15 protein-coding genes are annotated in these 14051 nt (G+C 42.7%); 12 read left to right on the top strand and 3 right to left on the bottom strand.

The features are described 5' to 3' along the window. The first annotated feature begins 115 nt into the window (after positions 1–115). The 12 genes from PGQ38_RS10680 to PGQ38_RS10625 all read left to right on the top strand — a co-directional run bounded on the left by PGQ38_RS10680 (position 116) and on the right by PGQ38_RS10625 (position 8558). On the top strand, positions 116–466 hold the full coding sequence (locus PGQ38_RS10680) for a DUF6075 family protein (protein ID WP_118579471.1): 351 nt from the start codon (positions 116–118) through the stop codon (positions 464–466). 117 nt (positions 467–583) lie between these two features. Continuing rightward, positions 584–1267, top strand: coding sequence for a response regulator transcription factor (locus tag PGQ38_RS10675; protein WP_173718324.1), 684 nt, complete (start codon positions 584–586; stop codon positions 1265–1267). Beyond that, positions 1251–2810 (top strand): sensor histidine kinase, encoded by a 1560-nt coding sequence (locus PGQ38_RS10670; RefSeq protein ID WP_270431646.1) that lies wholly within the window; start codon positions 1251–1253, stop codon positions 2808–2810. Before PGQ38_RS10675 ends, PGQ38_RS10670 begins: the two co-directional genes overlap by 17 nt. Positions 2811–2904: 94 nt before the next feature. Beyond that, positions 2905–3834 carry a hypothetical protein gene (locus PGQ38_RS10665; protein WP_195991481.1) on the top strand — a complete coding sequence of 310 codons (930 nt, stop codon included), beginning with the start codon at positions 2905–2907 and terminating at the stop codon, positions 3832–3834. Between the two features lie 345 nt (positions 3835–4179). Next, positions 4180–4443: a type II toxin-antitoxin system prevent-host-death family antitoxin gene (locus tag PGQ38_RS10660; protein WP_118579486.1), complete on the top strand. Its 264-nt coding sequence runs from the start codon at positions 4180–4182 to the stop codon at positions 4441–4443. Beyond that, the gene (locus PGQ38_RS10655; protein ID WP_173715914.1) at positions 4436–4738 is read left to right on the top strand and encodes a type II toxin-antitoxin system RelE/ParE family toxin; all 303 of its coding nucleotides are present in this window, start codon (positions 4436–4438) and stop codon (positions 4736–4738) included. The genes PGQ38_RS10660 and PGQ38_RS10655 overlap by 8 nt, the downstream gene beginning before the upstream one ends. A gap of 177 nt (positions 4739–4915) precedes the next feature. After that, positions 4916–5407, top strand: a complete 492-nt coding sequence (locus PGQ38_RS10650; protein WP_195409698.1) for an RNA polymerase sigma factor — start codon at positions 4916–4918, stop codon at positions 5405–5407. 5 nt (positions 5408–5412) lie between these two features. After that, a complete protein-coding gene (locus PGQ38_RS10645) occupies positions 5413–6465 on the top strand; it encodes a hypothetical protein (RefSeq protein WP_227199046.1) in 1053 nt (350 codons plus the stop codon). Further along, entirely contained in the window at positions 6407–6907 is a 501-nt protein-coding gene (locus PGQ38_RS10640) for a hypothetical protein (RefSeq protein ID WP_270431642.1), read from the top strand. The genes PGQ38_RS10645 and PGQ38_RS10640 overlap by 59 nt, the downstream gene beginning before the upstream one ends. A 442-nt stretch (positions 6908–7349) precedes the next feature. Then, positions 7350–7688 (top strand): hypothetical protein, encoded by a 339-nt coding sequence (locus tag PGQ38_RS10635; protein WP_270431640.1) that lies wholly within the window; start codon positions 7350–7352, stop codon positions 7686–7688. A gap of 27 nt (positions 7689–7715) precedes the next feature. Next, positions 7716–7907 (top strand): bacteriocin, encoded by a 192-nt coding sequence (locus PGQ38_RS10630; protein ID WP_118579498.1) that lies wholly within the window; start codon positions 7716–7718, stop codon positions 7905–7907. Positions 7908–8183: 276 nt separating this feature from the next. Further along, positions 8184–8558, top strand: a complete 375-nt coding sequence (locus PGQ38_RS10625) for a hypothetical protein (RefSeq protein ID WP_148461890.1) — start codon at positions 8184–8186, stop codon at positions 8556–8558. 193 nt (positions 8559–8751) lie between these two features. Here the strand turns inward: PGQ38_RS10625 and PGQ38_RS10620 are convergent, their stop codons facing one another. The 3 genes from PGQ38_RS10620 to PGQ38_RS10610 form a co-directional block, all read right to left on the bottom strand. Then, on the bottom strand, positions 8752–10335 hold the full coding sequence (locus tag PGQ38_RS10620; RefSeq protein ID WP_148461889.1) for a glucose-6-phosphate isomerase: 1584 nt from the start codon (positions 10333–10335) through the stop codon (positions 8752–8754). A 341-nt stretch (positions 10336–10676) separates the two neighbouring features. After that, the gene (locus PGQ38_RS10615; protein ID WP_270431638.1) at positions 10677–13361 is read right to left on the bottom strand and encodes a heavy metal translocating P-type ATPase; all 2685 of its coding nucleotides are present in this window, start codon (positions 13359–13361) and stop codon (positions 10677–10679) included. 99 nt (positions 13362–13460) lie between these two features. Then, the gene (locus PGQ38_RS10610) at positions 13461–13844 is read right to left on the bottom strand and encodes a metal-sensing transcriptional repressor (protein ID WP_118579507.1); all 384 of its coding nucleotides are present in this window, start codon (positions 13842–13844) and stop codon (positions 13461–13463) included. Positions 13845–14051 lie beyond the last annotated feature (207 nt).

Here is a 14051-nt window from a genome sequence, read left to right as displayed (position 1 = left end):
AGGCTTGCAATCTTCAGCGAAGTTACTCAAATTATCAGCGGTTTCATCAGATCGCCATAATTTTCAAAAATCAAATTATAAACTTAAAAACTAATTGCATAAGGAGGAAATCAATATGGCAAGTACAGCGATAGGCGCAGCTGGCGAGGATGCTCGCACAATAACTTTTATGAGCAAAGAACATAAGGAATTCTATTTGGAATATCTGCCTAAATGCAGATGGAAAGACGTATATCATGAAGCATTGGTATATTGTCTTGGAATTGACAGAGATACACGAAAACACGTTAACAAAATTTATGATTTTAAAAATGGCAGTGTGAAGCCAGAATGTCTGCAGGAAGGTGGAGGAAAGACCACTACCACTATCAATCTTGGAGTAGTGTTCCGATTACTTAGCCAATTATGTTGTAACATCGGAATGATTAAAACGCATTGCCATGAAAAGAAAATGGTTTTATTATAATGATATAGATTTTATGTGTGAAAATAATTCTATATTTTTTATTAACTCCATCGTAACTCCATATATCTAATGTATAATTACAGGAAATATTAAAAAGAAATTGTGGGGAGTGATTTTATGTATCGAATATTGGTTGTTGAAGATGAGGATGACATTCAGAAAATATTAGAAAACTATTTGATAGATCAAGGATATGCAGTTACACTGGCGTATGATGGTGTGGATGGGATTGCAAAATTTCACAATGGCGAGTTTGATCTTGTGCTGTTGGATGTTATGATGCCAAAGATAGACGGTTTTGGAGTATGTGAATTAATCCGTAGAGAATCGAATGTACCAATTATCATGCTTACGGCATTAGATGAAGAAGCGTATCAGATCAAAGGCTTTGATATGAATGCAGATGATTATGTCACCAAGCCGTTTTCTATACCCATTTTATTGAGAAAAATTGCAGCAATCTTGAGAAGGACACAAAGAGAAGATGAATTGCAGGTGATTTCTTATAAAACGTTAAGCGTGGATGTGAAGGGGCATCATGTTTATATTTGTAAAGCAGAAAAGGGAGAACAGATAGAGGTTGAATTAACACAGAAAGAATTTGAAATGCTATATGTTCTGCTGATTAACAAAGGAATCGTTTTGACACGCCAGAAACTTCTAAATATGGTATGGGGAGAAGATTATTATGGGGAAGAGCGAATTGTGGATACACATATTAAGAATATCCGCAAAAAGCTGGGAGTAAATCTGATTAGTACAATAAGAGGGGTGGGATACCGGATTGATAAAGAGAATTAAAAACAGTCTGACCATAAAAATTTGCACACTGATTGCTGTCTTACTGGCAGTATCCAGTGGAATTACATATGCGGTAATTGTAGGATTCCTTCCAACCTATTATAGTAAACAGCTACAGAAGGATATTGATTCGGTTTCACAGGAAATGATTGAAACCATTCATTCTTATGAAACGATTAATGAAGCTTCTTATGCCATTGAATTGTTTGAAGCAGGTTCGAAAGTTTCAGTCGTGATTTTGGATGAACAGGGAAATAGGATATGGCCGGCTGAGAGTACAGCCGTGACAGAAGATGTATTGGATAATGGTGTGGTAGAGCAGGTTTATATGGGTGATATGATATTGACACACGAAAATAGCGCAGAGCAAACCACTATCGTACAGGAAGAAAATGCGGCCTATGAAGAGGGAGTAATCGGCCAGGCGGACGTCGTAACAGAGGATGTCGTCCAACAGGCTGATGGAATTGCAGAAGTTGGAGATAATTCAGCAGTGAAACGGTACAGCGTTAAAGTGGGTGGAGAAACATATACAATGATTGTTTCTGGGGGAATGCAGCCAGTCAATCAGGCTCTTGAAATATTATATCAGATACTGCCGTATATCCTTGGAATCGCTATTGTAGTTTCCATATTGTTTGCACTGGGGGCATCCCTTTATTTGACATTTCCGATCGTTAGGTTAAGTCAACTGGCTCAAAATATGGCTGCGCTTGATTTTGACAGTTCCTATCAGGGGAAAAGAACAGATGAAGTAGGAGTATTAGGGGAAAGCTTGAATGAGCTTTCCAAAAACCTCTCACGAGCATTGGAAGAACTGAAGAGTGCAAATGAAAAGCTTAAGTCAGATATCGAAATGGAACGCAAGATAGAGAAAAAGAGAATTGCATTTTTTTCAGCAGTGTCCCATGAACTGAAAACACCGATTACAATATTGAAAGGGCACTTGTCCGGAATGCTGCAGGGAGTAGGGGAATACAGGGACAGAAATTACTATTTGCAGCGGTCACTGGAAACCACAGAAAAAATGGAAGACATGGTAAAGGAACTTCTGACTGTTTCACGGATCGAGAATAACAAATTTATTACACAAAAGACCGATATAGCAGAACAGCTCCGCTTGCAGATTGCTGATATGGCTGAACTGATAGAAAATAAAAAACTGGAACTGCAAGTGGAGATCCCAGAACATTTGTATGCAGATGTGAATCCGGTGATGATGGACAAAGTTTTTTCTAACCTTCTGCTTAATGCCATCCGTTATACGCCGGAAGAAAAAGGGAATCATATCAGAGTTTTGCTGAAACCGGGAACAGATACCGAGACGGTATATTGCCAGATTGAAAATACCGGGGTGTTTATTCCGGAAGAAGCATTAGTCCATTTGTTTGAAGCATTTTATCGTGTGGAACAGTCCCGTAACCGCCAGACCGGTGGAAGCGGATTGGGTCTTTATATTGTAAAAATGATCTTGGACCAGCATGGAGCAAGCTATCGTATGGGTAATACATGTGATGGGGTTTGTTTTTCCTTTTCTCTATAAATCACACACGAATCACATATAAACTCCAATTACATTACAAAATTCAATGGTATGGTATGGACATAATAAAAAATGTAAAGGAGTTGGATGTACAATGAAAAGAAAAATTGCAGCTTTATTAATGGGAACTACCTTATCTGTGGCAGTATGCGGCTACAGTGTGCAGGCAATGACTTACGGATATGATATGGGAGGAAAGGTATTTATCTCCGAAGATTCTTCATCTTCCAATCTGACAGAGGAAGAAAAGGAAAAATTATCCGACTGGCATAAGGAAGAAATGCGTAATGAACTTGCTTATCTTGAATGCTACGGTGTTACTTATGATGCAGACAGTGATACACTGTATTATCAGGGGAAAACCGTAAGATGGCTGATTGACCGACAGCTTGAGGATACTTATAAGTCGATCCAGATGCCGGAAGGTGAAATTGATGTCTATACGGTAAGGGAAGACGATTACAGATTAACGGGCGTTCGGATTGCTACACAGGAAGAATATGACCAGCGGACAAAGGAAATGGAAGCGTTGGAAGCAGCGGCTGGAAAAGAATCATCTTATGTACAAGAAGCTGTGGATACAGAAACGGGAAGTAGTATTCATATGTTTGCTTACGATGAGGAAACAGTAACGGAAGCCAATGATGGGTCAGCGACGGAAACAGCAGTAGTGACAGAAGATGTGGTGTCAAATTATGCGGAACAGAAGGATACAGTTGAAAATGCAGTGGAAACAGCAGAGGGTACCTGTGTAGTAGGAGATAATCTTAATTCAGAAATAAAGATTCAGGAATATAAGCAGAATGGCATAGACCTCGATTCTGCGACAGGTAGCTGGATGTGGCATGGAAAAGAAGTTCATTTACTAATGGACGAGGATGGAAGTTTTTACCAGAATGGAAGCAAGGAGGCAAAAGATAATAAGATATATCTGATAGTGAAACGGGAAGATGATGGCAGGATTAAAACTGTGAGACAGATTACAATGGAAGAAGTTATGGCAAGTATAGCGCATTTGAATTAGAAATTAGATATAAACGTTTGCAAGGTGAAGCATATTGGGAAAATGTTGATTTTGACATTTGAGGATCATGAAGAGAACATGATTGACTGGATTGTGTCATGTTTAGGCATAGGTGTAAAGTCTTTTCAGATTCAGAATACTAAAACGGAAAAATTAAAATTTCGAGATCTAAGAATAGATTTTAGTTGTCGTAAGGTTATAAAAAATAATAGACAAGAATGCACCACAGCTGCGGCTGTGGTGCGAGTTTTAGGCGGAAAATTTCTGGAAGTTCACATAGAATAAGAATTTACACCGACTCATAATTATGATACAATTATAGCACAAGAAAGAGAGGTGTTCATTATGCCAACAATTATGCCGATTAGAGATTTAAGAAAAACCAGTGAAATATCGGAACTGGCACATAAAAAGCAGGAACCAATATTTATTACGAAAAATGGATATAGTGACTTAGTTGTAATGAGTTCAGAGCTGTATGAACGTTTTGCCCAGACAAACAAGATTGATCAGGCAATTTATGAAGCAGAACAGGAAGTAACAGAAGGAGCAGAGCCGATTTCATTAGAAAGTGCAATGGAACAGCTCAACAAGAAATATTATGGATAAATATGAGATAATGCTGTATCCAAGAGCGTACCGGGATATTCATGATATTTATGCTTATATTGCACTTGAAAAATTGTCACCTGAAACTGCAAAAGAACAGACGGATCGGATTTGGCAGGCAATAAAAAAGCTGGAACTGTTTCCAAAATCGCACCAGGACCGTCTGGTAGGTCGCTATGCCGGAAAAGAATATAAACAGCTGATCATTGACAATTATATTGCTATTTTTAAAGTTGATGAAAACAAGAAAAAAGTATTTGTATTGACAGTGCAATATCAGGGAAGGCAGATGTAAACGAAAGGGTTGAACTGCTGTACAAAATAACATTTAAGAATGATAGTCAGATATAAAAAGGACACAGACAGTCAAGTTTCGATTGCCTGTGTCTTGTTTTGTAAAAATAAAAAATTTTTGAAAGCAAATTCCCATATTTTAAGTCTAATAGTTACAAAAACAAAAAGGGGGAATAAAATGGAGGCTTTGGTAACAGCTGCTAAAAATGGAGATAAAGAAGCGTTCGTTCAGCTGATCCGGATAAATAAGCAGAGCATGTATAAAGCTGCCTGGGTTTATCTTCGGAACGAACAGGACATTGCAGATGCACTGCAAAATACGATCCTGTCCTGTTATGAAAAGATACAGGGATTAAGGGAAGTGAAATATTTTAAAACCTGGCTGATGCGGATTCTGATAAATGAATGCAAAGACATTCTCCGTCAAAAGAACCATGACGCGGAACTGGATAATATCTCAGAAGGTGTACAGTGTGAAGATCTGGATCTCTGCGAATGGAAACAATTGCTTTTATGTCTGGATGAAGAAAGCCGGAAAATCGTGGAACTCTATTATTTTGATGAATTTTCCGTAAAGGAAATTGGTAATCTTCTTGAAATGAACAGCAACACCGTATCAACCAAACTTTCCCGGGCAAGAGCAAAATTAAAAAAGGTGATCAGGAGGTGAAGACTATGGATGAAAAAGAAATCAGAAAAATTTTAAAAGAAGAAACTGTGATACCGGACAATATTGATAAAGCTATGGAAGATGTTCTGAAGGGAATTTTGGATTCTCCAGATGAGAGAATGAGCAGCACGAAGAATCTAATTGTAAAATCAGATAAAGGAAGATCAAAAAATTCAGGGAATAAGAAAAAAATAATCCGGATTCTTCTTCCTGTGGCTGCTGTATTAGGCGTCAGCACCGGCGTACTTGCAACAAAACTTGGATGGCTTCACAAAGAACTGGAGCAGCAGGGGGTTACAGAACAGGAAGCTGTTCAAATGGTTGTCACAGAACCTGATTCAACTGCAGAAAATGTGGAAGATGTGACTTCTTATCATATAACGCCAAAGGAGAGGGATTGGAACCAGTCTATGCTGTCTGTTACAGAAGCGTATTTTGATGGCAGCGGTTTCAGCTTTCTTGGAGATCCTTCCGGGGCGGTGGAGAATTATACGCTCAGCTGCCGTGATCATGCGACAGTGAATGGAGAAGATGCACTTGCAACTTTGAATAAGATAGACGGGGAAGATCTCTATTATGGACATATTACCCTGTATGATGATGCTTTGACAGAGAAAATATTAAATGAAGATTCCCAGGTAGAGGTTTCCATGACCATTCAGGCATATCCAGATTATAACGGCAGGATCTATTACACCTGGAAAGATGATGAAGCTTTCAGAAAAATTTTTAAAACTGGTTCTTTTACAGATTCAGAAGGAATGTTGGCTTATGCACTGCCTGCGGAGGATGCTTACAGAGGATATACGCCGCAGACCCTTACAGTAACCCTTCCGTTAAATGATGAAGTACGGGATATTATAGAAAAATACAGAAAAGAAGGAAAGATGCAGGCGGAAGATACTGGTGTAGAACCCATTTCGGATTCTACGGAAGAGAGTACACAGGAAACAACAGACTCAGAAAATCCTTCAGATGCTACGGGAGCGAATGAGAAATATGATCCGGAAACAGCAGTATGTAAGAAAATCAATCAGCAACATGACGGAGGGATATGATTATTACGATACAGAGATTCTGTTGAATGGGGTCCCGGTGGGCAGGCTTTCCCAGCATGGTTATCTGGGAACTTCAGGCTTTGGTCCTGCGCCTGAAGACTGTTATTTCAACATACCGATTCCGCTTCAGTTGAAAGTGGAAGAAACAGTTACTATGTTTCCAATGGAAGAAATTATGAAGTCAGTGGAACAATATGTAAAAGAAGGCAAAATTGGTCTCTTCACGGAACAGGACACTGCGGAGGAAACAGAATCCACCACGATTCCAGTTACAAAAATATGTTTGGAATACTATATTGATGAAACCGCAGACGGAATCACATACAGACCTGTCTGGAGCTTTCGCTGCCCTTACCAGTGGAAAGATTCCCCGGACGAACAGGAACTGTTTTACATAGACGGGGAAACGGGGGCACTGATTCGTGATGCGTTTGGCTGGTAGGTATGAAAAAAAGAGCCGGATCCATTCCGAATTAGAATAAGTTCAGAACCCCCAGTTTATTCAGTAAGTTGCGTCAAATTTGCGTAAGCTTTATGGGCAGAACCTCGCAAATCCATATAAATAAAGGCTGTTCACAAATACTTTGCAAAGCAGATGGGTAAATAATCCATTAACTTAAGTTTTATTGTGCTGACCGGGGACAAACTGGGGGCAGATCCCTCCAAATGTGTGTTTTTCGGACAGGGATATTATGAGAAAACTGTCAGTGCATTGCAGGAATATGAGAATTATACGGAAATTGATTATAATCCGGGTACTGATATTTAATGGAAATTTAGAGCACATTTTTTCAGGCATGATGCAGACCGCAGATACATATGGAGTGGACCTGCCGGGGAAAAGGTGGCTGTAAATCTAATATAATTTTAAGGAGGATTTGACTATGGCAGAGAACAAAATGACAAAGGAAGTTTTAAAAGCTGCAAAGGGAACCGGATCTGTGGAAGAACTTCAGAAACTGGCGAAGGAAAACGGCATGGAGCTTGATACTGCACAGGCAGAAGAAATGTATGCCAGATTACACCCGGTAACCCAGGAACTTTCAGATGATGAGCTGGACAATGTAACAGGCGGTGATTCCTGCGACGTAGGATACAGCTGCCCGAAATGCGGAAGTACGGAGGCTTCTTCCAGAGAGCCGCTTTATGGCTGCACTTATGTAACCTGCGCCTGCTGCGGTGCAACCTACTGGGATCCTACTTCCACCAAAACACAGAATTAATTGATTTTGGATGGAGGGATATTTTTGATGGAAGACGAAATAACAAAAAGAGAGCTTTCAGATGATGAGTTGGACAATGTGTCCGGTGGAGGATGCGAGGAGAATGCGCGAAACTGCTGTCCACAATGTGGGAGTACAGAAGCGAAAACAATTTTCAGTAGAGAAGACGGTTCTCTGGTTGAATGCGCTGTTTGTGGTACGGGGTACTGGAAAATTTAAAGCGCATTCCCAAAGTCCCTGGCTCGTAGCCTTTTAGTGGAAAATCCCGCAGTCCGTATTGATGATAACGGATTGCGGGATTTTTTATAAAAAAGATACTTTAATATTGCTCTTTACAATAGGTATAATTATTTTAAATATGTTTAACATTGGCAATACACAGAATTTAACATAGACAGCTATAATATCTTTCAGAAAAGGAAAAAAGAATGATATTTTTGAGTTGCTGCGAAGTAACCGAACAGTAACGCTTTTTAAGGCAAGGAGGCTTCTTTTATGAGAAAGATATTACAGAGAAATGAGAAAGTGGAGCTTAACAGTTTTATAGATGAATTTGTAAAGGCAAGACAGAAATACTTTACACCAGGTCAGGAATGGCTGGAAGCAGAGCTGGCGGAGGAAAAGATTAGCGTGTATATGGATAAAGCACAGCTGGAAAAAGATCTGGATGAGCTTGTAAAGACCAGTTTGATGTATGGCAAGGTACGGAATCTGGAAATGAAGATTCAGGTGAAAAAGACTGCAGATGGTGCTGGAATCTGTTTCTCGGATAATGGTGTTGGAAACTGGAGAAATAAGAGCATCTGTGTAACAGGAAAGCCTGGCAGAGGCCTGGAAACAAAGAAAATCTGGGGCGTGCAGGTTGCCTGAGTGTCAGTTTATTAATGGTTTGAAAAAGGTTCTTTGCAAGACAAGTCAATATGGAAATCAGATCGCAGAGGATTATGAAAATACAGGATTTCTGCGGTCTGTTTTTATAGTATGTGACAAAAAAAAACGGCAACCCGGTACTTTCCGGGCTGCCGTAAATTTTTCAGACACGCTTTAGAGCCTGTTTGAAAGATCAGATGTTCAGAAGATCGCTGAATACCTTAAGAGCACCGTCTGTATTGTGTGCAAGTACACGTTTCGCAAGAACTTTACCAAGCTGAACGCCTTCCTGGTCGAAGCTGTTCAGATTCCATACGAAGCCCTGGAACATGATCTTGTTCTCAAAGTGAGCAAGCAATGCACCCAGGGAAGCAGGGGTAAGCTGCTGACCGATGATAATGCTGGACGGACGTTTACCCTTGAAGTTCTTGTTCAGGTTCTCATCCTCTTTACCGCAGGCAAATGCAACAATCTGAGCTGCCACGTTAGCGCAGAGCTTCTGCTGGCTGGTGCTGTTCTCAATGTCAACATCTACGCCAAGCTGGCTGTTCTTAAAGCCGATGAACTGAAGCGGGACAATGTCAGAGCCCTGATGCAATAACTGATAGAAGGAATGCTGACCGTTGGTTCCTGGCTCTCCGAAGATAACCGGACCTGTTACGTAGTTAACCGGCTCGCCGAAACGGTTTACGGTTTTACCATTGGACTCCATGTCACACTGCTGAAGGTGTGCCGGGAAGCGGCTTAATGCCTGTGAATATGGAAGAACAGCTGTGGAAGGATATCCCTGCACATTTCTCTCATAGATACCGATCAGGGCATCCAGCATATCTGGGTTCTTCATAAGGTCACGGTTTGTTGCAAGCTGATCCTCAGCTGCAGCACCTTCAAGGAGCTGAGCAAATACTTCCGGTCCGAATGCCAGGGAAAGGATTGCTCCGCCTACGCCGGAAACAGAAGAGTAACGGCCTCCGATGTAGTCATCCATGAAGATGGCGGTAAGATAATCTTCACTCTTTGCAAGAGGGGAAGTCTCACTTGTAACGGCAAGCATGTGTTTGGAAGGATTCAGACCTGCTTTTGTCAGGGCATCCTTTACAAATGCTTCGTTGGTCAGTGTCTCAAGGGTTGTACCGGATTTGGATACAACGATGAATAAGGAGTGTGCAAGGTCTACAGAAGTAAGTACTGCAGCTGCATCATCCGGGTCAACGTTGCTGATGAACTTCGCTTCCATCTTGAATGTGTTATTGGCCTTCGCCCAGTTCTCCAGTGCGATGTAAAGAGCACGGGGACCAAGGTCACTTCCGCCGATACCAATCTGAACGACTGTGGTGAATTTCTCACCAGCTTCGTTGGTGATCTCACCAGCATGAACCTTATTTGCAAAATCAGCAGCTTTTTTCTGCTGGGCAACGTAGAATTCACGTTTGTCTACACCATCTACAACAACCGGGTTACCAAGCTGCTTACGTGCAAGGTGATGAAGAACCATACGGTTCTCTCCGGTGTTGATCACTGCACCATTATATAATTCCTGAAATTTGTCGATCAGCTGTGCCTCGTCAGCCAGTTTCGCAAGTGCGGATAAAACGGTTTCGTCTACTTCTTTGGCTGCATAGTTGTAAGAAAGACCAGCTGCCATTGGTGTACTATAATCAGCTACACGCTTGCCACCTTCTTCACCAGACAGAGCTGCCGCAATGTCTACGTGATTCTTAAGCTCTTTCAGTTTGCCAAAAGAATCAAGTGTGTCAAGATTTTTCCATGTTGCCATAATATAATTCCTCCTTTAAATGGTTGAGACTATAGTTGCTGTTCAAAGCTTGTTCAGCAACGGATTATGCTCTCAAAGGAGTCTCACTGTGAGACCCGTATCGAAATCATTATACTGAAAAATTTATAGAATTTCAATGCAAGGATGAAGATTCTTGAAAAATTAACATTAATATAAGAAAGAATGGGGCTGATATGAAAAAAAGAACATAAAAGCTGGAGAAAAAGAGGGGATAGAAGTAAAAAAACAGCCGACAGAAGCTGAAAAATGTTTCTGTCGGCTGTTTGAACGGACCTTTGCAATAGGTTTCTGCATTGGTCAAGTTGAATGTGAGGGATGGATTACTCCTGTGTAATTCCGGTTACTTCATAGCCAGCGTCTTTGATTACCTGGCGGATTTTGTCCTCGTCCACTTTCTCTGGTGCTGAGAAAATAGTAGTTCCGGCATCATGGGAGGATACAACATCCTGTACCCCAAATGCTTCCTGGATTGCTTTGTTTACGTGTGCTTCGCAATGTCCGCACATCATTCCTGTTACATTAACTGTCACTTTTACCATGGTATTATTCTCCTTTTTGTTAGTATTGTTATTAATATCGCTGCATTCGTTCAAAAGCTTGCAGCTGTTATTAATCGTTTGTTCTGCATCTGAAGTTTTATCTGCATTGAATGATTTTGAGAAAACAGCAGATGATGCTTCAGAGGAATCAGCAATATTTCCAGAATTGGATTCTATGGAAACCGGATTCTTGATTTTTTTATCTTTAACTGCGTCATGAATTTTAAACAGGTTTAGCCTCAACGCGTTGGTAACTACACAGAAGCTGGAAAGGCTCATGGCAGCAGCGCCGAACATCGGGTTCAGGGTCCATCCGAAAATTGGAATCCATACGCCGGCAGCCAGCGGAATACCAATTACATTGTAGAAGAACGCCCAGAAGAGATTCTCGTGGATGTTGCGAAGAGTAGCGCGGCTCATACGGATAGCAGCTGGCACGTCGGAAAGCTGGCTCTTCATAAGGACAATATCTGCTGCGTCGATGGCTACATCCGTTCCGGCACCGATGGCAATACCAATATCTGCTCTGGTAAGGGCTGGTGCGTCGTTGATTCCGTCGCCAACCATGGCAACCTTGCCTTTTTCCTTCAGGGAGCGGATGACGCTCTCTTTTCCATCTGGAAGGACGCCTGCAATAACCTGGTCAACACCTGCCTGTGCGCCGATAGCTCTGGCAGTGCGCTCGTTGTCGCCGGTAAGCATAACTACCTGGATACCCATATTCTGAAGCTCTTTGACCGCCTGTGCACTGTCCGGTTTGATTACATCAGCAACTGCAATGATTCCAAGAAGTTTTCCATCTTTTGCGAAAAGAAGAGGAGTTTTTCCTGCTTCGGCAAGCTTCTCGGCCTGGTTCATAAGAGACGGAGAGACAGCTGCCAGAGTGCTGATGTATTTCATGCTTCCGCCGATAAGCGTGGAAGCGCCAAGCTTCGCAGAGAGTCCATTGCCGGGAAGAGCCTGGAATTCTGTGACTTCCTGGGCTGTAAGACCAAGGCTTGCAGATTTTTCCAGAATGGCTTTCGCAAGAGGGTGCTCGCTCTTTTTTTCAAGGGCGTAGGCAATGGTGAGAAGATCGTTCTCAGACACGCCGTCTGCAGGGAGAATGTCAGTAACCTCCGGCTGACCGTTTGTGATGGTTCCGGTTTTGTCAAGGGCTACGATCTGAACCTTTCCGGCTTCCTCAAGGGAGACGGCTGTTTTGAAAAGGATACCGTTTTTGGCACCCATTCCGTTTCCAACCATAATGGCAACCGGAGTGGCAAGACCAAGGGCGCATGGGCAGCTGATGACCAGAACGGAAATTCCTCTTGCCAGGGCGTAGCCAGCCTCATGACCGGTAAGCAGCCAGACAATAGTAGTTATAATTGCAATAGTGATAACAGCAGGTACGAAAACACCGGAAACACGGTCTGCGATTTTGGCAATAGGAGCTTTGGTGGCTGCAGCATCACTGACCATTTTGATGATCTGGGAGAGGGTGGTGTCTTCGCCAACGCGGGTAGCTTCACATTTGATAAAGCCAGACTGGTTGACTGTGGCTGCGGAGACAAGATCTCCGGCAGCTTTGTCGACAGGGATACTCTCACCTGTAAGGGCAGATTCGTTGACTGCACTGGATCCTTCGATAATCACACCATCCACCGGGATGTTCTCACCAGGACGGACAACAAAGGTGTCACCTTTTACAACCTGGTCAATGGGAACGGTGGCTTCCTGGCCGTTTCGGATGACAACGGCAGTCTTGGGAGCAAGCTTCATAAGACCTTTTAAGGCATCCGTGGTCTTGCCCTTGGAACGGGCTTCCAGCATTTTTCCAACGGTGATCAGGGTCAGGATCATAGCGGCAGATTCGAAATAGAATTCCATCATGTAGTGCATGACAAGTTCGGAATTGCCGTCAACCTGGGCTCTGGTCATGGCGAACAGGGCGTAGACACTCCATACAAAGGAGGCCATGGAGCCGAGAGCTACCAGGGTATCCATGTTCGGAGAGCGGTGCCACAGACTCCTGAAGCCACTGATGAAAAATTTCTGATTGATGACCATGACGATTCCTGCAAGAAGCAGCTGTACAAGTCCCATGGCGATATGGTTGCCATCAAACCAGGCTGGCAGCGGCCATCCCCACATCATGTGTCCCATGGAAAAGTACATCAGCACCAGAAGAAAACCTACTGAGGCAATAAGCCGTTTCCTGAGGAGTGGCGTTTCGTGATCTTCCAAGGCTTTCTCAGCATCGGAAACGGATTCCGTCTGACCGGAAGCACCCTTCAGGCTGCAGCCGTATCCGGCTTCTTCTACAGCTGAGACAATGGCAGAGGCTGAGGCAGTTCCTTCCACTCCCATGGAATTGGTAAGCAGGCTTACGGAGCAGGAAGTAACTCCCGGAACCTTGTTTACCGCTTTTTCCACACGGGCGCTGCAGGCTGCACAGCTCATGCCGGTGACGTTGTATTGTTCCATAATAAATTCCTCCTTCGAATACAGTGTTTCGATACCGACGGACTGCTCTGCGCATTCGTACCTCCGCAGGCAGGTACACATTCGGAATACGCTGGTATCTCACTTCATTAGCTTCTGCAAAGTTGCAACCAGCTCATCAATGGTTTCGTCTTTACCATCACGGATATCTCTTGCCACACAGGTTCGGATATGATTGGCGAGAAGTTCCTTATTAAATGCATTCACAGCGGCATTTACAGCTGCTGACTGAATAAGAATATCGTTGCAGTAAGCGTCATTCTCCAGCATTCCTATAATCCCCCTTATCTGGCCTTCAATACGTTTCAGACGGTTTACCAGCTTCCTGCGCTCTGCTTCGGAACGATCGGTGTGCTTGGTACAACAGCAGGAACAGACCTTCTTGGTAGGTTCCTGGCTGGAAAGAGTTGCAGGATCGGCTGCGGTGTGGCTGCAGCAGGATTCGGATTTATAATCAGCTGTCATAGGCGGACTCCTTTCCTTATATACCCCTTAGGGGTATGTATTTGATGAAACCAATATATACCCTGGCGGGGTATTTGTCAATAAGTAATTCACAGAAAACCTGAGAATTGCGGCGCGAAACCATGCGAAAGCATGATTCCTGTGTATCGCGAAGCGTGTTGCTATGAACGGAGTGAATAGTAATCTGTTTGAAAAATTATTCCCGCA

The organism is Blautia faecis (genome assembly GCF_027662325.1).
In the GTDB taxonomy this organism is placed as follows: domain Bacteria; phylum Bacillota; class Clostridia; order Lachnospirales; family Lachnospiraceae; genus Blautia_A; species Blautia_A faecis.
The sequence above is the reverse complement of the archived record's forward strand: the minus strand, read 5'-3'. Positions and strand labels throughout refer to the sequence as shown.

Coding starts and splice junctions, on each gene's coding strand:
- PGQ38_RS10615 (WP_270431638.1), bottom strand. CDS start 13,361: ATGGAACAATACAACGTCACCGGCATGAGCTGTGCAGCCTGCAGCGCC.
- PGQ38_RS10640 (WP_270431642.1), top strand. CDS start 6,407: ATGATCCGGAAACAGCAGTATGTAAGAAAATCAATCAGCAACATGACG.
- PGQ38_RS10660 (WP_118579486.1), top strand. CDS start 4,180: ATGCCAACAATTATGCCGATTAGAGATTTAAGAAAAACCAGTGAAATA.
- PGQ38_RS10645 (WP_227199046.1), top strand. CDS start 5,413: ATGGATGAAAAAGAAATCAGAAAAATTTTAAAAGAAGAAACTGTGATA.
- PGQ38_RS10675 (WP_173718324.1), top strand. CDS start 584: ATGTATCGAATATTGGTTGTTGAAGATGAGGATGACATTCAGAAAATA.
- PGQ38_RS10655 (WP_173715914.1), top strand. CDS start 4,436: ATGGATAAATATGAGATAATGCTGTATCCAAGAGCGTACCGGGATATT.
- PGQ38_RS10610 (WP_118579507.1), bottom strand. CDS start 13,844: ATGACAGCTGATTATAAATCCGAATCCTGCTGCAGCCACACCGCAGCC.
- PGQ38_RS10630 (WP_118579498.1), top strand. CDS start 7,716: ATGGAAGACGAAATAACAAAAAGAGAGCTTTCAGATGATGAGTTGGAC.
- PGQ38_RS10680 (WP_118579471.1), top strand. CDS start 116: ATGGCAAGTACAGCGATAGGCGCAGCTGGCGAGGATGCTCGCACAATA.
- PGQ38_RS10635 (WP_270431640.1), top strand. CDS start 7,350: ATGGCAGAGAACAAAATGACAAAGGAAGTTTTAAAAGCTGCAAAGGGA.
- PGQ38_RS10650 (WP_195409698.1), top strand. CDS start 4,916: ATGGAGGCTTTGGTAACAGCTGCTAAAAATGGAGATAAAGAAGCGTTC.
- PGQ38_RS10625 (WP_148461890.1), top strand. CDS start 8,184: ATGAGAAAGATATTACAGAGAAATGAGAAAGTGGAGCTTAACAGTTTT.
- PGQ38_RS10665 (WP_195991481.1), top strand. CDS start 2,905: ATGAAAAGAAAAATTGCAGCTTTATTAATGGGAACTACCTTATCTGTG.
- PGQ38_RS10620 (WP_148461889.1), bottom strand. CDS start 10,335: ATGGCAACATGGAAAAATCTTGACACACTTGATTCTTTTGGCAAACTG.